22 protein-coding genes are annotated in these 21,842 nt (G+C 56.5%); 14 read left to right on the top strand and 8 right to left on the bottom strand.

Annotated features, from left to right (window positions below):
* Positions 1–2 precede the first annotated feature (2 nt).
* From hpaX to MX657_RS03410, 9 genes are all read left to right on the top strand, one after another.
* On the top strand, positions 3–1,349 hold the full coding sequence (gene hpaX, locus MX657_RS03450; RefSeq protein ID WP_346807318.1) for a 4-hydroxyphenylacetate permease: 1,347 nt from the start codon (positions 3–5) through the stop codon (positions 1,347–1,349).
* Positions 1,321–2,211 carry a 4-hydroxyphenylacetate catabolism regulatory protein HpaA gene (gene hpaA / locus MX657_RS03445; protein ID WP_218728442.1) on the top strand — a complete coding sequence of 297 codons (891 nt, stop codon included), beginning with the start codon at positions 1,321–1,323 and terminating at the stop codon, positions 2,209–2,211. The genes hpaX and hpaA overlap by 29 nt, the downstream gene beginning before the upstream one ends.
* 195 nt (positions 2,212–2,406) lie before the next feature.
* A complete protein-coding gene (hpaB, locus tag MX657_RS03440; protein WP_346807316.1) occupies positions 2,407–3,969 on the top strand; it encodes a 4-hydroxyphenylacetate 3-monooxygenase, oxygenase component in 1,563 nt (520 codons plus the stop codon).
* A gap of 17 nt (positions 3,970–3,986) precedes the next feature.
* Positions 3,987–4,499, top strand: coding sequence for a 4-hydroxyphenylacetate 3-monooxygenase reductase subunit (locus tag MX657_RS03435; protein ID WP_217479466.1), 513 nt, complete (start codon positions 3,987–3,989; stop codon positions 4,497–4,499).
* Between the two features lie 176 nt (positions 4,500–4,675).
* The gene (locus MX657_RS03430; protein WP_346807314.1) at positions 4,676–5,593 is read left to right on the top strand and encodes a helix-turn-helix transcriptional regulator; all 918 of its coding nucleotides are present in this window, start codon (positions 4,676–4,678) and stop codon (positions 5,591–5,593) included.
* 191 nt (positions 5,594–5,784) lie between these two features.
* Complete coding sequence (locus tag MX657_RS03425) at positions 5,785–7,938, top strand: carbon starvation CstA family protein (RefSeq protein ID WP_346807313.1); 2,154 nt, start codon at positions 5,785–5,787, stop codon at positions 7,936–7,938.
* A 96-nt stretch (positions 7,939–8,034) separates the two neighbouring features.
* Positions 8,035–8,238 carry a YbdD/YjiX family protein gene (locus tag MX657_RS03420; protein ID WP_218728440.1) on the top strand — a complete coding sequence of 68 codons (204 nt, stop codon included), beginning with the start codon at positions 8,035–8,037 and terminating at the stop codon, positions 8,236–8,238.
* A 10-nt stretch (positions 8,239–8,248) separates the two neighbouring features.
* The gene (yjiA, locus tag MX657_RS03415; RefSeq protein ID WP_346807312.1) at positions 8,249–9,202 is read left to right on the top strand and encodes a GTPase; all 954 of its coding nucleotides are present in this window, start codon (positions 8,249–8,251) and stop codon (positions 9,200–9,202) included.
* 184 nt (positions 9,203–9,386) lie between these two features.
* Positions 9,387–11,234: a 3'-5' exonuclease gene (locus MX657_RS03410; RefSeq protein WP_346807310.1), complete on the top strand. Its 1,848-nt coding sequence runs from the start codon at positions 9,387–9,389 to the stop codon at positions 11,232–11,234.
* Positions 11,235–11,305: 71 nt separating this feature from the next.
* Here MX657_RS03410 and MX657_RS03405 read toward each other — a convergent pair whose 3' ends face one another.
* Positions 11,306–12,664 carry an esterase-like activity of phytase family protein gene (locus tag MX657_RS03405; RefSeq protein ID WP_346807308.1) on the bottom strand — a complete coding sequence of 453 codons (1,359 nt, stop codon included), beginning with the start codon at positions 12,662–12,664 and terminating at the stop codon, positions 11,306–11,308.
* 411 nt (positions 12,665–13,075) lie between these two features.
* Between MX657_RS03405 and MX657_RS03400 the strand changes: the two genes are divergently transcribed.
* Positions 13,076–13,621, top strand: coding sequence for a YfaZ family outer membrane protein (locus tag MX657_RS03400; RefSeq protein WP_218728434.1), 546 nt, complete (start codon positions 13,076–13,078; stop codon positions 13,619–13,621).
* Positions 13,621–13,941 carry a hypothetical protein gene (locus MX657_RS03395; RefSeq protein ID WP_028015390.1) on the top strand — a complete coding sequence of 107 codons (321 nt, stop codon included), beginning with the start codon at positions 13,621–13,623 and terminating at the stop codon, positions 13,939–13,941. Before MX657_RS03400 ends, MX657_RS03395 begins: the two co-directional genes overlap by 1 nt.
* A gap of 45 nt (positions 13,942–13,986) precedes the next feature.
* Here MX657_RS03395 and MX657_RS03390 read toward each other — a convergent pair whose 3' ends face one another.
* From MX657_RS03390 to MX657_RS03380, 3 genes are all read right to left on the bottom strand, one after another.
* Positions 13,987–15,357, bottom strand: coding sequence for an NAD-dependent succinate-semialdehyde dehydrogenase (locus MX657_RS03390; RefSeq protein WP_346807306.1), 1,371 nt, complete (start codon positions 15,355–15,357; stop codon positions 13,987–13,989).
* Between the two features lie 217 nt (positions 15,358–15,574).
* Positions 15,575–15,877 (bottom strand): BrnA antitoxin family protein, encoded by a 303-nt coding sequence (locus tag MX657_RS03385; protein ID WP_119916114.1) that lies wholly within the window; start codon positions 15,875–15,877, stop codon positions 15,575–15,577.
* Complete coding sequence (locus tag MX657_RS03380; RefSeq protein WP_119916115.1) at positions 15,864–16,151, bottom strand: BrnT family toxin; 288 nt, start codon at positions 16,149–16,151, stop codon at positions 15,864–15,866. The genes MX657_RS03385 and MX657_RS03380 overlap by 14 nt, the downstream gene beginning before the upstream one ends.
* A gap of 170 nt (positions 16,152–16,321) precedes the next feature.
* On the opposite strand from MX657_RS03380, the gene MX657_RS03375 reads away from it, so the two are divergent.
* Positions 16,322–17,590: a DUF445 domain-containing protein gene (locus MX657_RS03375; protein WP_346807304.1), complete on the top strand. Its 1,269-nt coding sequence runs from the start codon at positions 16,322–16,324 to the stop codon at positions 17,588–17,590.
* Here the strand turns inward: MX657_RS03375 and MX657_RS03370 are convergent.
* Positions 17,580–18,443, bottom strand: a complete 864-nt coding sequence (locus tag MX657_RS03370) for a LysR substrate-binding domain-containing protein (RefSeq protein ID WP_333017309.1) — start codon at positions 18,441–18,443, stop codon at positions 17,580–17,582. The two genes, MX657_RS03375 and MX657_RS03370, sit on opposite strands and share 11 nt — an antisense overlap.
* 97 nt (positions 18,444–18,540) lie before the next feature.
* On the opposite strand from MX657_RS03370, the gene MX657_RS03365 reads away from it, so the two are divergent.
* Together MX657_RS03365 and MX657_RS03360 are read left to right on the top strand one after the other, a co-directional pair.
* The gene (locus MX657_RS03365) at positions 18,541–18,849 is read left to right on the top strand and encodes a carboxymuconolactone decarboxylase family protein (protein WP_119916118.1); all 309 of its coding nucleotides are present in this window, start codon (positions 18,541–18,543) and stop codon (positions 18,847–18,849) included.
* Entirely contained in the window at positions 18,849–19,229 is a 381-nt protein-coding gene (locus MX657_RS03360) for a tautomerase family protein (RefSeq protein ID WP_119916119.1), read from the top strand. The genes MX657_RS03365 and MX657_RS03360 overlap by 1 nt, the downstream gene beginning before the upstream one ends.
* Here MX657_RS03360 and MX657_RS03355 read toward each other — a convergent pair.
* The 3 genes from MX657_RS03355 to MX657_RS03345 are packed head-to-tail and all read right to left on the bottom strand — an operon-like array spanning position 19,220 to position 21,808.
* The gene (locus MX657_RS03355; RefSeq protein WP_080328919.1) at positions 19,220–20,284 is read right to left on the bottom strand and encodes a DUF2955 domain-containing protein; all 1,065 of its coding nucleotides are present in this window, start codon (positions 20,282–20,284) and stop codon (positions 19,220–19,222) included. The genes MX657_RS03360 and MX657_RS03355 overlap by 10 nt on opposite strands.
* Complete coding sequence (locus MX657_RS03350; protein ID WP_346808525.1) at positions 20,274–21,341, bottom strand: HlyD family secretion protein; 1,068 nt, start codon at positions 21,339–21,341, stop codon at positions 20,274–20,276. Before MX657_RS03350 ends, MX657_RS03355 begins: the two co-directional genes overlap by 11 nt.
* Entirely contained in the window at positions 21,338–21,808 is a 471-nt protein-coding gene (locus MX657_RS03345) for a MarR family winged helix-turn-helix transcriptional regulator (RefSeq protein WP_116342297.1), read from the bottom strand. The genes MX657_RS03350 and MX657_RS03345 overlap by 4 nt, the downstream gene beginning before the upstream one ends.
* Positions 21,809–21,842 lie beyond the last annotated feature (34 nt).

Raw genomic sequence — 21,842 nt, 5'->3', positions numbered from 1 at the left:
GCATGACGACCTCAACCCTGCAAGATAAGAAAGCTATAGAACATCGCGCGATCAACAAGCTGTTCCGTCGTTTGATCGTGTTTCTCTTTATCCTGTTCGTTTTCTCATTTCTCGATCGCATCAATATCGGCTTTGCCGGGCTGACGATGGGCAAAGATCTGGGCCTCACGTCGACCATGTTTGGCCTCGCCGCGACGCTGTTTTACGTCACCTACGTGCTGTGCGGGATCCCGAGCAACATCATGCTGGCGAAGATCGGCGCACGCCGCTGGATCGCCGGGATCATGGTGGTGTGGGGCATCGCCTCCACCTGCACCATGTTCGCCACCAGCCCGGAAACGCTCTACGTCCTGCGCATGCTGGTGGGCATCGCCGAAGCCGGTTTTCTGCCTGGGATCCTGGTCTACCTCACCTGGTGGTTCCCCGCGTATCACCGCGCCCGCGCCAACGCGCTGTTTATGATCGCCATGCCGGTAACCATGATGCTCGGCTCGATCCTCTCCGGGTATATCCTGGCGATGGACGGCCTGTGGAACCTGAAGGGCTGGCAGTGGCTGTTCTTGCTGGAAGGGCTGCCGTCGGTGGTGCTCGGCGTGGTGACCTGGTTTTACCTCAACGACACGCCGGATCAGGCTACCTGGCTGGATGAAGACGAAAAGCAGGCGCTGAAAACGATGATCGCCCGCGAGCAGGAAATGGCCATTGCGCATGCCGTCACGCCGCGATCGACGCTGCGCGAGGTGCTTACGCCCGCCGTGCTGCTCTACACGCTGGCCTACTTCTGTCTGACCAATACGCTGAGTGCGATCAACATCTGGACGCCGCAGATCCTGCAAAGCTTCAACACGGGGAGCAGCAATATCGTCATCGGCCTGCTGGCGGCGATCCCGCAGTTTTGCACCATCCTCGGGATGATCTGGTGGAGTCGCCGCTCCGACAGGCTGAAAGAGCGAAAAAAGCACACCATCCTGCCGTACCTGTTTGCAGCGGCGGGATGGATGCTGGCCTCCGCGACGGATCACAGCCTGATCCAGCTGCTTGGCATCATCATGGCCTCAACCGGATCGTTTACCGCCATGGCGATATTCTGGACCACGCCGGACCAGGTTATTAGCCTGCAGTCCCGCGCGGTGGCGCTGGCGGTGATCAACGCCATCGGCAACGTCGGATCCGCCGTCAGCCCGCTGCTGATTGGGATCCTGCGCGACGCGACCGGCAGCTTCAGCTCCGGGCTGTGGTTCGTGGCCGGGCTGCTGGTGGTCGGTGCGCTGGTGCTGACGCGCATTCCGATGACGCAGCGGGATCAACAGAGGAACGATCATGTGCCAGAGCCCCATCGCCAACATTGATATCAGCAAGGAATACGACGAGAGTCTGGGCACCGACGATGTGCACTACCAGTCGTTTGCCCGCATGGCGGCCTTTTTTGGCCGCGACATGCAGGCGCATCGTCACGACCAGTATTTTCAGATGCACTTTCTCGATACCGGGCAGATTGAGCTCCAGCTCGACGATCACCGCTACTCGGTGCAGGCCCCGCTCTTCGTCCTCACGCCGCCGTCGGTGCCGCACGCGTTTATCACCGAATCCGACAGCGACGGGCACGTGCTGACGGTGCGCGAGGATCTGATCTGGCCGCTGCTGGAGGTGCTCTACCCCGGCACGCGGGAAGCGTTCGGCCTGCCGGGGATCTGCCTGTCGCTTGCCGACAAACCTGACGAGCTGACGGCGCTGAAGCACTACTGGCAGCTGATCGCCCGGGAATCCACGGCACAGCTGCCGGGGCGCGAGCACACGCTGGTTCTGCTGGCGCAGGCGGTGTTTACCCTGCTGCTGCGCAACGCGAAGCTCGACGACCACGCGGCCAGCGGCATGCGCGGTGAGCTGAAGCTGTTCCAGCGCTTCAATCAGCTGATTGACGTGCATTACCACGAACACTGGACGGTGCCGGAATACGCCAGCGAGCTGCACCTCACCGAATCCCGCCTGACCGACATCTGCCGCCGCTTCGCCAACCGCCCGCCGAAGCGGCTGATCTTCGACCGCCAGCTGCGCGAGGCCAGACGCCTGCTGCTGTTTTCCGACAGCACAGTGAGCGAAATTGCCTGGCAGCTGGGGTTTAAAGATCCAGCCTATTTCGCCCGGTTTTTCAATCGTCTGACGGGCTGCTCGCCGAGTGCGTATCGGGCGCAGAAAGTACCGATTTCCTGAACACATCACGGTTCGTAGGGCGGGTAAGCGCAGCGCCACCCGCCGAAAACCCGCACAGATCACAAATCCCCTCACCACCCGAAAAGTACCCGCCGTTGTCCTAATCGTCCCTTCACGTTACGCCCCTCTCAGGCTTCAATTAAACAACAAAAACAAAACATAAATTTAACAACACTATTCCGATACGAGGTCCCTATGAAGCCTGAAGAGTTCCGCGCTGATGCCAAACGTCCGTTAACCGGTGAAGAGTATTTAAAAAGCCTGCAGGACGGCCGTGAGATTTATATCTACGGCGAGCGCGTCAAAGACGTCACCACCCATCCGGCGTTTCGCAACGCGGCGGCCTCCATCGCGCAGATGTACGACGCGCTGCACAAGCCGGACATGCAGGACACGCTGTGCTGGGGCACCGACACCGGTAGCGGCGGCTACACCCACAAGTTCTTCCGCGTGGCGAAAAGCGCCGACGACCTGCGCCAGCAGCGCGACGCCATCGCCGAGTGGTCGCGCCTGAGCTACGGCTGGATGGGCCGCACGCCGGACTACAAAGCCGCGTTCGGCTGCGCGCTCGGCGCTAACCCGTCCTTCTACGGCCAGTTCGAGCAGAACGCCCGGAACTGGTACACCCGCATTCAGGAGACCGCCCTGTACTTCAACCACGCCATCGTCAACCCGCCGATCGACCGCCACAAGCCGGCGGACGAGGTGAAGGACGTCTACATCAAGCTGGAGAAAGAGACCGATGCCGGGATTATCGTCAGCGGTGCGAAAGTCGTCGCAACCAACTCGGCGCTGACCCACTACAACATGATCGGCTTCGGCTCCGCGCAGGTGATGGGCGAAAACCCGGACTTCGCGCTGATGTTCGTCGCGCCGATGGATGCCGAAGGCGTGAAGCTGATCTCCCGCGCCTCGTACGAGATGGTGGCAGGCGCAACCGGCTCCCCGTATGACTATCCGCTTTCCAGCCGCTTCGACGAGAACGACGCGATCCTGGTGATGGATAACGTGCTGATCCCGTGGGAAAACGTGCTGATCTACCGCGATTTCGACCGCTGCCGTCGCTGGACGATGGAGGGCGGCTTCGCCCGCATGTACCCGCTGCAGGCCTGCGTGCGCCTGGCGGTGAAGCTCGACTTCATCACCGCCCTGCTGAAAAAATCCCTTGAGTGCACCGGCACCCTGGAGTTCCGCGGCGTGCAGGCGGATCTCGGCGAAGTGGTGGCCTGGCGCAATATGTTCTGGGCGCTGAGCGACTCCATGTGCTCCGAAGCCACCCCGTGGGTGAATGGCGCGTATCTGCCGGATCACGCGGCGCTGCAGACCTACCGCGTCATGGCCCCGATGGCCTACGCGAAGATCAAGAACATCATCGAGCGTAACGTCACCTCCGGGCTGATCTACCTGCCGTCCAGCGCCCGGGATCTGAACAACCCGCAGATCGATCAGTATCTGGCGAAGTACGTGCGCGGATCTAACGGTATGGATCACGTCGAACGCATCAAGATTTTAAAGCTGATGTGGGACGCCATCGGCAGCGAGTTTGGTGGCCGTCACGAGCTGTACGAAATCAACTACTCCGGCAGCCAGGATGAGATCCGCCTGCAGTGTCTGCGTCAGGCGCAAAGCTCCGGGAACATGGACAAGATGATGGCAATGGTCGACCGCTGCATGTCCGAGTACGACCAGCACGGCTGGACGGTACCGCACCTGCACAACAACACCGATATCAACATGCTGGATAAGCTGCTGAAATAGCGCAGCGGGAGGTTGCAATGCATTCAGATGAACAACGCCTGCGTTTTCGCGACGCAATGAGCAGCCTGTCGGCGGCGGTCAACGTGGTCACCACCGAGGGCGAGTCGGGCCGCTGCGGCATTACCGCTACCGCCGTCTGCTCGGTGACGGACACCCCACCGTCGGTGATGGTCTGCATCAACGCCAACAGCGCCATGAACCCGGTCTTTCAGGGCAACGGCAAGCTGTGCATCAACGTGCTGAACCACGAGCAGGAGATCATGGCCCGCCACTTCGCCGGGATGACGGGGATGGCCATGGAGGAGCGCTTTGCCCTCTCCTGCTGGCAGAAAGGCCCGCTGGGGCAGCCGGTGCTGAAAGGCGCGCTGGCGAGCCTCGAAGGCGAGATTAGCCAGGTACAAACCATCGGCACGCATCTGGTTTATCTTGTCGAAGTGAAAAACATCATTCTGAGCGACGCGGGACACGGCCTGATCTACTTCAAACGCCGTTTCCACCCGGTCATGATGGAGCTTGAAGCTGCCGTTTAACGCCCTCCCGCGCTGGCCTTTTCCGGCCAGCGCCGCTTTCTGCAAAAACTCCTAAGGTTTCCGCTAAATCACGCCGTTATATAACCATAAGATAAATTTTCTGTGCCTGAATACTGACATCTCTGGTCAGGGCTACCCGCATCATTCAGCGCATACCTAATATACAGGAAGACCTTATGGCTAAAACGACGCGGAGCCGCTCGGCTGAACGTCTGGTCGATATTCTCCTTGAGCTACATTTACACGGTGTGGTGAACCGCAGTGCGTTAATGGAGAAATTTAAAATTACCGAGCGTACCGTCTACCGGGATTTAAATGCGCTCTCGCCCATTGTTGAACATACCGGTAATGGGCTATATCGGCTGATCCATTCGGCGCAATCTCCCGGCGGGCCAGGGTTACATCATACTCTGGCTAACTTTCTGAATGCTGACAATTTTTTCCCTGAAAGAAATATGGACTTTTGGCAAAAGCTGGAAACGCGTGTTGACGAAAACCATATTCTTATCCTCGGTAATGACGCAGAGCACACGGTACAGCGTGATATCCGCCGCCATTTAGCGAAAATTGAAAAATCAATTAAGAACCATAATGTCTGCCAGATTGTTTATAAGGGCAAAACCCGTCTGATTAATCCCTATAAACTCATTAACAAAAAAAACATATGGTATTTACAAGCTACCGAAAATAGCCGGTTGAAATCCTTTTCATTGAGTCAGATTAGCTGGTTTGATATTCAAAAAACCGTTTTTACCCCAGAAGAAAATGTGCGTGAACTGCTGGAAAAAAGCCTCGACCCGTGGGTGTCAGAAAATACTTTCACAGTGAAAATATTCATCAAAGATAATATTTCACATTACTTCCTGCGCCGCGATCTTCTGCCGGAACAGGAGCTGCTGGAGGAGCGGCGCGGCGGCGTCACGCTGCGCTGCCAGGCGGCACACGAAAATCAGATCCTACCGCTGCTGTTCTACTGGCTGCCGAACATTCAGATTCTGGAACCGCACTGGCTGAAGGAGAAGCTCATAAAGACGCTGGAAAACTACCTGACGATGGAATGCAGCCCAGAAAACCACGTGATCTCAATCACATAATTTCCCCGACCCGCGGCGAGCCTGAACCACTCGCCGCGTCCTTTGACCGCTCACCCGGCACTTTCAACCACTCACTCATTTACCGTCCTTTACACGCGCGCGGATCTGGCACGATCGCTCCAGCATTAATCAATACCTCCTCACAACGAACCCTGACCCTTTTTTCTTTACATAAAAAACCAGGTCTTACTATGGATACTAAAAAACTACTTAAGCACGTGCCCTGGGCCTTACTCGGGATCCTCGGCGCTTTTTGTCTGGCGGTTGTCGCATTACGCCGGGGCGAACACGTAAGCGCCCTGTGGATCGTAGTCGCGTCGGTCTCCGTCTATCTTGTGGCTTATCGCTACTACAGCTTGTACATCGCGCAGAAGGTCATGAAGCTCGACCCGACGCGCGCCACCCCGGCGGTCATTAACAACGACGGCCTGAACTACGTGCCAACCAACCGCTACGTGCTGTTTGGTCACCACTTTGCCGCCATTGCAGGCGCGGGCCCGCTGGTCGGCCCGGTGCTGGCCGCGCAAATGGGCTACCTGCCGGGTACGCTCTGGCTGCTGGCGGGCGTGGTGCTGGCGGGGGCGGTGCAGGACTTTATGGTGCTGTTTATCTCCTCGCGCCGTAACGGTTCGTCGCTGGGTGAAATGATCAAAGAAGAGATGGGCCGCGTGCCGGGCACTATCGCCCTCTTCGGCTGCTTCCTGATCATGATCATCATCCTCGCGGTGCTGGCGCTGATCGTGGTGAAAGCGCTGGCCGAAAGTCCGTGGGGCGTCTTCACCGTCTGTTCTACCGTACCGATTGCGCTGTTCATGGGCATCTATATGCGCTTCCTGCGCCCTGGCCGCGTGGGTGAAGTGTCGGTCATCGGTATCGTGCTGCTGGTCGCCTCCATCTACTTCGGCGGCGTGATTGCCCACGATCCGTACTGGGGCCCGGCGCTGACCTTTAAAGACACCACCATCACATTCGCGCTGATCGGGTACGCGTTTATCTCTGCCCTGCTGCCGGTGTGGCTGATTCTGGCTCCGCGTGACTACCTGGCGACCTTCCTGAAAATCGGCGTCATCGTCGGGCTGGCGATCGGGATTGTGATCATCAACCCTGAGCTGAAAATGCCAGCGGTGACCCAGTACATCGACGGCACCGGTCCGCTGTGGAAAGGCGCTCTGTTCCCATTCCTGTTTATTACCATCGCCTGCGGTGCCGTGTCTGGCTTCCACGCGCTGATCGCCTCCGGCACCACGCCGAAGCTGATGGCTAACGAAACCGACGCGCGCTTTATCGGTTACGGCGCAATGCTGATGGAGTCCTTCGTGGCGATCATGGCGCTGGTTGCGGCGTCGATTATCGAGCCGGGCCTGTATTTTGCGATGAACACGCCGCCAGCGGGTCTGGGCATCACCATGCCAAACCTGCATGAGATGGGCGGGGAAAATACCGCGCTGATTCTGGCGCAGCTGAAAGACGCCAGCGCACACGCGGCGGCAACCGTCAGCTCCTGGGGCTTCGTGATCTCGCCTGAGCAGATCATGCAGACCGCGAAAGACATCGGCGAACCGTCCGTGCTGAACCGCGCAGGTGGCGCACCGACGCTGGCCGTGGGTATTGCACACGTGTTCCACAAAGTGCTGCCGTGGGCGGACATGGGCTTCTGGTACCACTTCGGTATTCTGTTTGAAGCGCTGTTCATCCTCACCGCGCTGGATGCCGGTACCCGTGCGGGCCGCTTCATGCTGCAGGACCTGCTCGGTAACTTCGTGCCGTTCCTGAAGAAAACCGACTCTCTGGTAGCGGGCGTGCTCGGTACGGCTGGCTGCGTGGGCCTGTGGGGCTACCTGCTGTATCAGGGCGTTGTCGACCCGCTCGGCGGCGTGAAGAGCCTGTGGCCGCTGTTCGGTATTTCTAACCAGATGCTGGCCGCCGTTGCCCTGGTGCTCGGTACCGTCGTCCTCGTGAAGATGAAACGCACCAAATACATCTGGGTAACCGTCGTTCCTGCGCTGTGGCTGCTGCTCTGCACCACCTGGGCGCTGGGCCTGAAGCTGTTCAGCACCAACCCGCAGCTTGAAGGCTTCTTCTTCATGGCTAACCAGTACAAAGAGAAGATTGCCGCAGGCGGCGCGGATCTGACCGCGCAGCAGATTGCCAACATGAACCATATCGTGGTGAACAACTACACCAACGCGGGTCTGAGCATTCTGTTCCTGGTGGTGGTGTACAGCATTATCTTCTACGGCATCAAAACCTGGATGAAAGTGCGCAACACCGAAGGCCGTACGGATAAAGAAACCCCGTACGTGCCGGTACCGGAAGGCGGCGTGAAGACCTCTTCACACCACTAAAACAATGGCGGGTGGCGCTGCGCTGACCCGCCCTACAACGGTACTGTAGGCCCGGATCGCTGTGCGCCACCGGGCTTTTTCTTATCAGGACACGTTATGTTTGGTAATTTAGGCGAAGCAAAAAAATATCTCGGTCAGGCGGCAAAAATGCTGATTGGCATTCCGGACTATGACAACTACGTTGAACATATGAAGACCAACCATCCGGATAAGCCGTACATGACCTATAAAGAATTCTTCCGCGAGCGGCAGGAAGCGCGCTACGGCGGAAGTGGAGAAGGCGGCGTCCGCTGCTGCTAAAGGAGAAACCATGACCCCGATTGCCGTTACCCTGCTGACCGGTTTCCTCGGCGCCGGTAAAACAACCCTGCTACGCCACATCCTGAATGAACAGCACGGCTTCAAAATCGCCGTCATCGAAAACGAATTTGGCGAAGTCTCCGTTGACGATCAATTAATCGGCGACCGCGCCACGCAGATCAAAACCCTGACCAACGGCTGCATCTGCTGCACCCGCTCTAACGAATTAGAAGACGCCCTGCTGGACCTGCTCGACAGCCGCGATCGCGGCGAGATCGACTTCGACCGCCTGGTGATCGAGTGCACCGGCATGGCCGACCCCGGCCCGATTATTCAGACCTTTTTCTCTCACGCGATCCTCTGCCAACGCTACCTGCTGGACGGCGTGATTGCCCTGGTCGACGCGGTCCACGCCGACGAGCAGATGAACCAGTTCACCATCGCCCAGTCCCAGGTAGGCTACGCCGACCGAATCCTGCTGACCAAAACCGACGTGGCGGGCGGAAGCGAAAAACTGCGCGAGCGCCTGACGCGCATCAACTCCCGCGCGCCGATTTACACGGTGACGCATGGCGACATCGATCTGTCCCAGCTATTTAACACCAACGGCTTTATGCTGGAGGAGAACGTCACCGCGAAACCGCGCTTCCACTTTATGGGAGACAAGCAAAACGACGTAGCGTCGATTGTGGTGGAGCTGGACTACCCGGTGGACATCAGCGAAGTTTCGCGCGTGATGGAGAACCTGCTGCTGTCGTTTGCCGACAAGCTGCTGCGCTACAAAGGAATGCTGTGGATCGACGGCGAGCCAAACCGCCTGCTGTTCCAGGGCGTGCAGCGCCTGTACAGCGCCGACTGGGATCGCCCGTGGGGCGATGAAGCGCCGCACAGCGTGATGGTGTTTATTGGAATACAGCTGCCGGAGGAAGAAATCCGGGCAGCGTTTGCAGGGCTGAAGAAATAAACAATTGCTCCCTTATAATCCTGTAAGGGAGCGCGTTCCCCTAAAGCAAATTCCGCGCTTCACTCTTTCTGTTTGCAATATTGTCTGTTAATGTCCTTAACAATAATGAAATCCTGCTTAGATTAATATTCACGACAATATTAATTGCGCAGAGTTATTCTATTCATGAATTGGTAGGCATCACATGGCACTCATTATTCCCACAATCAGCAGCTGTAGCGAGAAAATCACGGCAGGAGAAAAAAGGCTGGCAAGAATCCTGGAAGGGGGCCTCAGCGAACAGTGTACCTGCTGGTATGACACCCGAATGGGCGATAAGCAAGAGCATCCTGACTTTGTGATTCTCGCCCCCGAAAAAGGTTTGCTGTTTATAGAAGTCAAAGACTGGTTTATCACAAAAATAAAGTCGGCCAACAAAACGCATATTCACTATGAAACCAAAAACGGCGTTGAGCCGTTGAAAAACCCACTCGAACAGGTTCGACAATATACCTTTAACACCATTGGCAGTCTGAAAAACGATCCTCTGCTTCGTCAACAACAAGGGGATTATGAAGGCAGCTTTATTATGCCGTATGGATATGGTGTTTATTTGAGCAACATCACCCGGGCACAGCTGGAAAAGAGTTTTACTCCCGAAGCATTAGAAGAAATACTGCCCGCCAGCCAGGTGATTTGCAAAGATGAGCTGACCGAGTTTATGACCCGAGAACAAATCTCCGCCCGGCTCGAATCCCTCCTCAAACATCGCTTTATTCATCACACAACACCACAGCAACTCGACCGCATCCGATGGCATCTTTATCCCGATGTCCGCATTAACCCATCGGTCACGCGGGTTGACCTGGATAATTTTACGTTCAACACCCCTGATGTGGTATGCATGATGGACAGGAACCAGGAACAACTCGCCAGAAGTATGGGGACGGGACACCGGGTCATTCATGGTGTGGCAGGATCAGGCAAAACGCTCATTTTGTATCACCGCTGCATCGAGCTCGCCAACAATATAGAAAACACCAAACCGATACTGGTGATTTGCTATAACATTACGCTGGCCAAAAAGCTCAAAGCGCAGCTCGAACAGCACAGCCTGAGGCTTCCTGTCGAGGTTATCCATTTTCACGCCTGGTGTTATCAACAATTAAACGCGCATCGACGTCTTCCCCCCAGGAGCAAAAACTTTATTGAGCTGATGGAAAATGCGCTGACGGTGGCATTTGAAGAGGGCATTATCAAACCGGAACAGTACAGCGCCGTTTTGATAGATGAAGGACATGATTTTAAGCCGGAATGGCTAAGAATACTCGCTAAGATGCCGGACGATAAAGATAGCTCCCTGCTTTTCCTCTATGATGACGCTCAGTCAATTTATCAGAAAAAGAAAGCTCTCGATTTTACCCTTTCCAGCGTCGATATAAAGGCGCAGGGCCGCACCACTATTCTGGATACCAATTATCGCAACACCCGGCAAATACTCCATTTTGCCAGCAGTATTGCTTTTAATTATCTCAATAATCACATTGAAGATTCCCTCAAATACCAGCTGCCCGCCGCAGGTGGACTGTCCGGAAACTATCCGGCGCTGGCAAGCTTTGATAATCAGGACGAGGAGATTACACGTGTTCTGGATTGGGTCACTGAGCAGCGACAACAGGGGGTTGCCTGGTCGGAAATCGCTATACTCTGCCCCTCAACTTACAGCATTTCGGGTATGCTCGGACCAAGGCTCGAAGCCCGCAAGATCCCCTACCAGATGATTGTTTCCAGCGATGATAAAAAACACTGGTCACCACAGAATGATTTCCTCTGCGTAATGCCGCTGCCAAGCAGTAAGGGTCTTGAATTTCAATCGGTCGCCATTATGGATGCCGCAAAGGAAAGGGATGAAGAAGATTTGAGCGATGATATTAAGCGACTGTATGTCGGATTTACCCGCGCGCGCCAGAATCTTCTGGTGACCATGCACGGAACCGGAAGTCTGCGCGATCATCTGGTCGAGACCTGGGAAAAGAGCGTTAAGACGGTCTAGCTGCCCAGTAAGCAGCGGACATCCCCTCTCCCCTTTGGGGAGAGGGTTAGGGTGAGGGGTAAGCCCGGGTATTATTTCACCGCCTCCGGCAGCGTCACAATCCACAGCTCGCTGTCCGATTCCGGCTTCTTCAGCGGCTTCACGTTGAGCGTGGTTTCCACCGGTTTATCATCCAGCGTCAGCGTGCCCTCCGCGTTCACCCGATAATCCTTGAGCTTTTTGCCCTCGACCGGGTGCTGCATCGCCACCTTCACGCCAAAGTCGTTATCGTTCGCCACCGCAAGCGTTTTGCTGTCAATTAGCGCCAGCCCTTCAGCCTTCTCCTGCTGCCAGCCCAGCGCGCGCAGATCGACAACCTGCGTTTTTGCAGCAAGGTCAATGCCGCGCTGCGCCAGGGTTTTCTCATCATCAAACTCCGGGTACTCGCCCGGCTTGTCGAAGGCGGTCAGGTCACTCGCCTTGCTGAGATCCACCTTGTAGATGAGGTTACGCATCGCGTCGTTTTTATCCTCACCCTGCTCAATTAACAGGATATGCTGGTCATCCAGCGCCACAATGTCGCCGATTTTGGCATCGCTGTTTTTGCTGTAGGCCGCGCTGTCGATGGGGTAGCCATACATCGCCGTTTTCCCGGTTGCCGGGTCGAAGCTCACCAGACGCGTAAACAGCGCCTGCTTTTTGCTCTTGCCGTCGATATCCAGCGTGCTTTGCACGGCGGCGATAATCCGCCCGTCCGGCATCCGGGTCAGGCCTTCAAAGCCCCGGTTCGGCTGGCGCCATTTGATAACGTTTGGCAGACCACCCGCGATGGATTTTTCCCCTTCTGCCGCCTGCGGCCCGTGGATCGCCAGAATTTTCCCTTTGCTGTCGACGTTAATCAGGAACGGGCCATACTCGTCGCACAGCCAGTAGCCGCCTTTGCCGTCCGGGGTGATGCCTTCCGTGTCCAGCCCGCGGTTGTCACCTTTCAGGATCTTAAGGGTATCGCTGAACGCCACCTCATTGGTGGAGCCAATTACGCCGCTTTGCAGCGGCAGGCCGTTAATCTCGCCTTTATCATCATGCAACGGACGGGCGTCGACAGCCTCAGCTTTGCCGTTCTGGACGCGGATGGTCATCAGCAGCGGCGCGAAATCCGGCGTGACAAAAATTTTGGCTTCGTTTTTACCCATTTTTGGCGCATCTGCGTTTGGACCGCGATCGGTCACGGTCGCAAAGGTCAGGGCATCGCCCTGCTTGCCCGTAAACAGCAGCCCGGAGCCAATCCCTACCGGGAGCCCATTCGGAAACGCGCTGGCAAACGCGCCGCTGTATTTCACGTGTGAGCCGTCGGGGAAGCTGACGACATAGCGCTCAGCGGTGGGCTGCGCCGCCAGGCCAGAGAAAGAGAGCGCACAACCGATAAGCACAGGAATGATTTTTCTTTTCATATTGTTAGCATCCAGAAAGTGAAGCCCACAACGTAATGAACAAACGTGTCAGAAAAATGACATGGAAAGGAAACGCGGCCTGGCATCTGAACGAATATTGACCATAAATATGTAAAAATTTGTTTTTTTTATGTGATTTTAGAAATTGAATTGGAAATTATTAGAAACCCAATTAATGCATCTCAAATCACTTTCCCCGGCTCGTTCAGAGTTCGTTTAGTCAAAAAAGTAAACTGTTCCTCAACGCCTGAAATTTGCGCATTGACACCCCCACAACCCAACTTCAGCGTTACAAATAAAAATAAAAAAATTAACAATTACAGCATAAAAAGTCGATTTGCATCACATTTGCAGTCATAAACATCGCTTGTTAAGGTGCCCTCAGATTAATTTGATGACGAGGCATGAAACATGAAAAAACTGAATATCCTTCTTCTTTCTGCGCTGACCGCCATCTCGGGTTCCGCACTGGCAATGGGCGGCAGCGTTGAGCAGGGTAAAAACTTTACTAACCTCAACCTGGAAATGGGCAAATCCTCATCCGGTATTTATCTCGAAAGCAACTGGCTGAAAAACACCGATGATGGTACCCAGACAGGTGGCGTGGGCGCAGGCTATAACCTGGGTCTTGGCCCGGTAATGCTGAACGCGGGCGCAAAGGCCATCTACATCGGCCCGAAAAAAGGCGATAACGGCGTGGCGTTCCCGATTGGCGGTGGCGTAAACGTTGCCCTGACCGACAGCATCCACGTTTACGGTGAAGGCTATGTGGCGCCAGAAGGCCTGAACAACAGCGTGAAAAACTACGTGGAAGCCAACGGCGGCGTAAGCTGGACGCCGATTACGCCAGTAACCCTGAAAGTGGGCTACCGCCACGTAAGCGTGGACGGCAAAGATGGTCGTCCTGGCCACACGCTGATTGACGGCGCATATGTAGGCGGTGGAGTGACCTTCTGATGAAACACCGCATTACCGCGCTTTGCGTTCTGAGCCTCACGCTGATGCTCACCGGCTGCGTCCAGTACAAATGGGTAAAACCGGGCGTCAGCGACGCTGAGATGAATAAAAAGCTCACGGAATGCGAAGCGCAGGCGCTGATTGATTTGCCCCCGGACAACGTGGTGACCGGTTCGAGCTCCGAAAAAACGGACAAAAAGAACAAGAAAAAGGATATTTCCACGAGCTACACGGTTGAAGACGCGAATGAATATCGCCGGGATACGTTAGTCGACAGCTGCATGTTCAAAAGCGGCTGGGACAAGATCGAAGTCCAGTAATCAACTGAAAAAAAACCTGCCGACCGGCAGGTTTTTTATGACCGCTTACTGACGCACCACCACCAGCTTCTGGTTCACAAACTCTTTGATCCCCAGATCCGACAGCTCGCGTCCGTAGCCGGAGCGCTTCACGCCGCCGAACGGCAGCTCTGCTGCGGTATCGGTGAGCCAGTTGATGTACACCATCCCGGTCTCGATCCGCGACGCCATTTTCTTCGCGCGCTCGATGTCCTGGCTGAACACCGCCCCGCCCAGGCCATAATGGGAGTCGTTCGCCAGCGCGACCGCCTCGTCGTCGTTTTTCACCACGTACATCTGCGCCACCGGGCCGAAGAACTCTTCGAAGTACGCCGGGTTGTCGCGGGAGATATTCGTCAGGATCGTCGGTTCGAAGAAGCTCCCGTCGCGCTGCACCGGCTTGCCGCCATAGTGCAGCGTGGCACCGTTTTTCACCGCCTCGTTAACCTGTTTGGTCAGCGTTTCCAGTGCATCTTTAGACGACAGCGGACCCAGCGTGGTGCTCTCGTCCAGCGGATCGCCAATCTTCACCTGCTTAAACGCCTCGGTGAATTTGCTCAGGAAAGCATCCGCAATCTTTTCATGCAGAATAAAGCGTTTCGCCGCGGTACAAACCTGCCCGGCGTTGTTGAGTCGGGCATTCACGCCAATCTTAACGGCCTTCTCAAGGTCCGCGTCATCCAGCACCACGAACACGTCGTTACCGCCCAGCTCGAGTGTGGATTTCTTGATATGCTTCGCCGCCTGCGCGGCCACCACGCTGCCTGCCTTTTCAGAACCGGTTAGCGCTGCGCCCTGCACACGATCGTCTGCGATGATATTCGCCACCTGTTCAGACGAGATAAACAGGTTGGTCCACGCCCCTTCCGGCGCGCCCGCCTCGCGCACCAGATGTGCAAACGTTTCGGCGCAGTGCGGCACGATGCTGGCATGTTTGGCGATCACCGGATTACCCGCCGCCAGGTTTGGCGCCAGAACGCGCATCAGCTGGTAGTACGGGAAGTTCCATGGCTCGACGGCCATCAGCACGCCAATGGGGTGATGCTCCACCCATGCTTCCCCGAGTTCAGAGTCGTACTTCACCGGGGCGAGGAACTGCTTCGCGTTGTCGGCGTAGTAGCGGGCGATCTGCGCGCACAGCTTCACCTCGCCGCGGCTTTGTTCGATGAGCTTACCCATCTCCTGGCTGGCAATCTTCGCCAGATCCTCCACGCGCTCGTCGATCAGGTCGGCGAGCTTATGCAGCACCGGCAGACGCTGGCTGATGTCGCCTTTCGCCCAGTCCGAATGGTAAAGCGCATCGGCCGCCTTGAGCGCCGCTTCGATATCCGCGTCGGTATGTGAGGGGTATTCTTTGATGAGCTGGTTAGTGGCAGGATTTACTGTCTGATAAGCCATATCGAATCTCCATGTTTTACCGCTTAGGGTATTAAGGGTAGTCAACATGACTGGCTGTGGACGTAAAGTTGGGTATATCCGGAAGGTTCTGAGTTAAGCAGTGCCGGGTGGTTCGCTGACGTGGGAGCCGGGGCTAATCGAGGTTGGAAGGTAGGTGCAATGGCGGTTAGTGGAAAATATACGCTGAGATAGCGGGCAGCCTGATGCTGCCCGTTGCTTATTTTTTGTTTTGATCGCGCAGCATTGCTTCACGTAAAATGGCATTGAGCCGCGTCTGGTAACCTTTGCCAGGCCGTTTAAGCCACTCCATCACGTCAGCGTCAATGCGTACCGACGCCTGAGTTTTGAGGGGTCGATAGAACTTCCCTCGCACTGCCCCTGACCACTGTTCATCCCCCGTAGCAGGGATATCGCTGTAATCAATCTCTGCTTCCGATTTTGCGGCTAGTGCTTTGAGCTCAGCCTCACGACGAGCACTAACCTCAGGCGCACTCCCGCGTTTATGTTTAACAATGCTCATAACGGCTCCTCTCTTTACGGTCCGCCTTTCGCGCGCTAATGATTCGAATGACTTCGTCACCACTTTCAAAACGTACCGTGTGTGCGACCATAATGACAATTAGACCATGTACAAGGCCAATGGTCTGCCAACGGAACTCTCCATTTTCATGACGATCCTGCAAAGATAAATGGTAAGGATCGTCAAACACCAGAACAGCCTCTTCAAAGCGGATCCCATGCTTAATTAGATTGCTTTTCGCTTTGTTGGTATCCCATTCAAACTCCGTTGGCATAGTGTACCCTTACTTTATTGTATATACAAAAAAGCATATACAAAACGTTCGTAAAATGAACCAGCCGACATCATCAAATTTCAATTTCTGAAGGCGCATTCCAGATACTGAAGTGCGAAGATTTCTCTCCTGCTTTGCACTTTCCCCCCGCTTCCCTCTATCCTTACCCCATGGAAAAAATCGCTGAACTCAAACGCGCCAAGCTCCTTGCGCTGTCGCTGCTGCTGGTTGCCGCCGCGGCGTTTATCACCACCCTGTTCCTGCCGCAGACCTTCTGGGTGCGCTGCGTGAAGGCCATTGCCGAGGCGGCGATGGTCGGCGCGCTGGCGGACTGGTTTGCGGTCGTCGCGCTGTTCCGCCGGGTGCCCATTCCGTTTATCTCGCGCCATACAGCAATTATCCCGCGCAATAAGAACCGGATCGGCGACAATCTCGGCCAGTTCGTGCAGGAGAAGTTTCTTGATACTCAGTCGCTGGTCGCGTTGATCCGCCGCTATGAGCCAGCGCAGATGATTGGCGCCTGGTTCAGCAAGCCCGACAACGCCCAGCGCGTCGGGCTGCATCTGATGCAGGTGATGAGCGGTTTTCTCGAACTCACCGACGACGGACGCATACAGCGCCTGCTTAAACGCGCGGTGCATAAGGCCATCGACAAGGTGGATTTCACCGAAACCAGCGCCGTGATGCTGGAGAGCATGACCAAAAACAACCGCCACCAGGTGCTGCTGGATGCGATCATCAACCGCCTGATAACCCTGATTCAGCGGGAAAGCACGCGTGACTTTATTGCCGATCAGATTGTCCACTGGCTGAAGACCGAACACCCGCGCAAAGCGATGGTACTGCCCACCGAGTGGCTGGGCGATCAAAGCGCAGAGATGGTATCGAACGCGGTGAACACGCTGCTGGATGATATCAGCCACGATCGCACGCACCAGATCCGTCAGGCGTTCGACCGCGCCACGCTGAAACTTATCGACAACCTGAAAAACGACCCGGAAATGGCGGCCAAAGCCGACAACATCAAGCACTACCTGAAAAACGACGAGGCGTTTAACCGCTATCTGGGGGAGATGTGGGCCGACCTGCGCCAGTGGCTGAAGGCGGATATGCAGAGCGAGGACTCACGCGTGAAGCAGCGCATCGCCAACGCCGGGCTGTGGTTTGGCGAAACGCTGTCTAACGATGCCAGCCTGCGCGCGTCGCTGAACGAGCATCTGGAGCAGGCCGCGCATCGCGTCGCACCGGATTTCGCCGCGTTCCTGACTCGCCATATCAGCGACACGGTGAAAAGCTGGGACGCCAGGGACATGTCCCGCCAGATTGAGCTTAACATCGGCAAAGACCTGCAGTTCATCCGCGTCAACGGCACGCTGGTGGGCGGGACGATTGGCCTGATCCTGTTTTTACTCTCGCAAGTCCCAACGCTTATCCACTGAGCGTCCTGAGGATCAACGCCTTCATGCTGGAAATAGCTGCATCGGCGGAGGCGCTCCCTTGATGCAGCGCGATCCCCAGTTCTCCTGCATCTGGCAGCAGGCGGTTGTCGACCTGTAACGTCTCGGGCAGACCAATACGCGTGCGGAGCGTCATGCCCAGCCCCGCGCTGACGCCCGCCCACAGTCCGCTCAGGCTATGGCTGGTAAAAGCGATACGCCAGGGAATACCTGCGCCATCCAGCGCCGCGATGGCCCGGCTTCGCAGGAGGCAGGGCGCGTCAAACATCACCAGCGGCAGCGGCTCACCTCGTTGCAGAAGTAGCTCAATGTCCTCGCGGGACCGGCAAATCCATACCAGCGGTTCGCTTCGCACATAGTCACCTTCTCGACCTTCCTGCCAGACCAGCGCCAGATCGAGTTCGTTTGTTGCCACGCCACGCAGCAGCGGCGGGTTGCGATCGACGCGTGCCGTCATGCGGAGCTCAGGATGTTGTCTGTGGAAATCGCCGAGGACCTTCGGCATCACGGACTCGCCAAAGTCCTCCTGCATACCCAGCCGCACCTCGCCCTGAAGCAACTCACCTCTGATAGCCCGAAGCGCTTCATCATTTAATGCCAGCATGCGCCGGGCGTAGCTCAGCAGAATTTCACCCTCTCGGGTCAGTGCCAGCGTACGCCCCTGCTTAACGGTCAGAGCCATGCCACACTGCTGCTCCAGCTTTTTTAAGTGGGCGCTGACCGCAGACGTGGATCGGCACAGCCTGTCCGCCGCCTCGGCAAAGCTTGCGGACTGAATCCCCTCTACAAAGCTGCGCAGCGCGTCCATGTCTAATGCTGAAAAGCGTTTATCCATATCATCCTCATTTTCAGGATATTCAGTCCTGAACATTGCGATTTTATTTATGGTGGCAGCCTGCGAGAGTGATTTCCAGACGACAGGAGGAATAAAAATGAGCACAACACTGAATCGCGACACGCTTGCGCAGGTTTCCCCTAAGCTGGCGGAACTGAGCCAGCAAGTACTTTTTGGCGATATCTGGCAACGTCCGCAGCTGGCCCCGCGGGACCGCAGTCTGATCACGCTTGCCGCGCTGGCAGCCCTGGGGCGCACCGCGCAGCTTCCCTGGCATATCGACTTCGCCCGGCAAAACGGCGTGACGGACGACGAAATAGCCGAAGCGTTTACCCATCTGGCGTTTTATGCAGGCTGGCCGGCCGCCGTCAGCGCGCTGAGCAGCCTTGCAGAGGAGAAACAATAATGCCGTTTGTTCGTATCATGACGGGTGATCGCTACAGCGAGATGCAGCAAAAGCAGATCTCGGACATTCTGCACCAGGCGCTGACGGAAACCTTCGCCGTTCCCGCGCAGGACAGATTCCATTTTTTTGAATGCTTCGCGGCCGGGGATCGATACATTGATCGGCACTATCTCAGCACGGGCAGAACGGAGGGGGCGATACTGTTTAATATCGTTGCTGGTAAGCCGAGGAGCACTGAACAGAAATCTGCCCTCTACCGCCAGCTGGCTGCGCAACTGAATGAGAAGATGGGGATTGAAGGTGGAGACGTGATGGTCGTTATCCAGTTTACGGCCGCTGAGGACTGGAGCTTCAGCGGCGGCAAACGCTATCATCCCTGAATGACGTAGCGCGTGGCGGCGAAGCGGTTCAGGATCAAATGCACCAGAAAGACCATCGTCAGCGTCGCCACCAGCGAAAAGGTGACGGAGGTGATGCGATAGAGATCGCTGAACACCAGGTCGCTGTCCGGGTGCATGTTTTGCCCGAACATAATGCCGATGGTGGTGATGCTGGAAAACCCCACGCCCGCGCCCACTTTCTCCATCACGTGCAGCCGCGCGCCAAACGCCAGCCCGAGGCCAATCAGCGGCATCATCAGCAGCATATGGCTGCTGTGATCGTAGAGGATAAGCTGCACCACCAGAATGTAGAGGCAGCCCAGCACCACCCCGACCACGCGCCAGATGGAGCTCATTACCGCGCCGCGATAGTGCATCGGGAACAGGATCAGAATCCCTGCCATCAGCGCCGAGAGCGAATCGCTTAAATCGCTAATCTGAAACACCACGAAAATCAGCGTCGCGACGCTGCCGGAGAGTAGCGACTCGTGGCGCACGCGGGCGTCGTCTTTCTCAATCAACGGCGGCGGCTTGCGGGGCTCAACGTCCGGCAGCAGGTAGTTCATCAGCGCACTCAGGCACACCGCCATCACGCTCGCTTCGATGTTGGAAAACAGCAACGTATGCCAGCTGGTGGTGGGGTAGCTCATAAAGTTGAGCATCACGCTCTGGCACACCACACCCATCGAGCCAAACAGGAACAGCGGCCCTTTGCTCATAAAGCGAAAACGCATCACGTACAGGGCAAACACCACCAGCGTCATGATGACCGGCCATTGCGACAGATAGCCGATGATAATCACCATTTCGACGCAGTTCAGCGATGCACTGAAGATAAACTGCTTCGCCACGTGGCGGTTAAAGACCGGCACCAGCGACAGCAGCATGATCGGGTAGACCACGAAAAACACGCCGTAGCTGGTGTTGTAGAAGCTCGATATGCTCAGGGCTATCATCCCGGCGAAGACGATGCGCAGAGTCTGGCGAAAGTCGTTTGCCGTGTAGACGATGTTGCCGTGCGGGGTAAAGACCCGCGCCAGCGTATTAATAGACATAGTGCAGCAGGCTCACCAGGTGGATCTGCATCCCTGAGAAGAAGCGCGCAAACGGCCCTTCGCTGTTATAGAGCTGCACGGTCGCCCGTGCGCCCGTTGGCAGCGGCTTCGGCAGCGCCTCATCCAGCGCGACGTGAATGCGCATGCGTTGGGCGTCTCGTACCCAGCGGTTAGAGGTCTCCGGCTGGGAGAGCTGGCCGTTAACCGCCTCCTGACCTGCGAGGATCCCCGCGTCGCTGCTGGTCACGTGGGCGCGAAACACCTGTCCCGGGAAGGCGTCGAACACCACGGCGGCGTCGGTGCCCTGACGGGTGTGGCGCAGGCTCTTCTCGCGGAAATCGGCGACGATATCGGTCTGGTTGTTAACCAGCGCCAGCGCGGCGGAGCCGGATGAGGCGTAAAAACCGGGGCTTAACTGCAGGTTACTGACCGTGCCGTCCGCCTGAGCGTAGACCTTCGTCCAGCCGAGGTTCAGCTCTGCTTCATCCAGCGCGTTACGGTATTTTTGCAGCGTCACGTTGCGGTGTTCTTCGCGCTCGCCGCGCTGGATGCGCAGGTTCCGGATGTTGGCCTGAATGGAGCTGACGGACTGCTCACTGCTCTGCCAGGCGGTGCGGACCTTATCCAGATCCGCCTGCGAGACGTTCTGTAACGTGCTCAGCTTTTGATAGCGGTCGAAGGTCACTTTGTCGTTACGCGCGGTCAGCACCGCGGTTTTCAGGCTGGCCTGCGCGGCGGCGATCTGCGCGTCCAGCTGTTCGTTAGAGAGACGCGCCTGCTCCAGCGCGATTTGCGCCGCTTCCACTTTATTGCGAAACGGCGTGTCGTCGAGCGCAAACAGCAGGTCGCCGCGCTTCACCAGGCTGTTGTTGTGGACATGTACCGCCGCCACGTAGCCGGAGACGCGTGGAGAAACCGGCGTCACCACGCGCATCACGGTGGAGTCCGGCGTCAGCGGGATCCAGATATCCGCGACGACAAAATAGATAAACATCAGCAGGAAAGAGGCAATACTTACCCTTACCCAGCGGGCAAACTTTTGTTCAGGGGTCATTATTTTTCGGTCTTGTTGTCTTCTTCGCGGATTGTCCGCAAATTGCAGGCGATTTGATTCAATGTGGCGCTGAAAATCTCGATATGCTCCGGCGCGATGTGTTGCGATACGCGCGCCTGATAGGTCTCAATCACCTGAGTGAGCCTTTTTAAAATGGCTTTTCCCTCAGGCGTCAGCGTCAGAAGCCGGATGCGCTTGTCATAAGGCGATGTGGTGCGCAGCAGGTAACCCTGTTTTTCCAGCTGTGTCAGGGTGCGCATCAGCGGCGGCAGTTCAATACCCTGCACCTCCGCCAACTCACTCATTGAGACGTTATCCCCGAGCTGATGAAGCTGCATCATCACCGTCCAGCTCGACTGGGTTAACCCGGTATCGAGAATGGCGTCGTCGATCACCGCACGCCACTGGCGCACGATCATCGCCATCCGCATGCCCATCGGCCTGCGGCTAAACAGTTCTTCTTCGCTCATGGGGGAACCTCTCGTCACACGCGGCCAAGATAAT

It is taken from the genome of Enterobacter chuandaensis, from assembly GCF_039718975.1.
Taxonomy (GTDB): domain Bacteria; phylum Pseudomonadota; class Gammaproteobacteria; order Enterobacterales; family Enterobacteriaceae; genus Enterobacter; species Enterobacter chuandaensis.
Note: the sequence above shows the minus strand (reverse complement) of the source record. Positions and strands in the feature narration are given on the sequence as shown.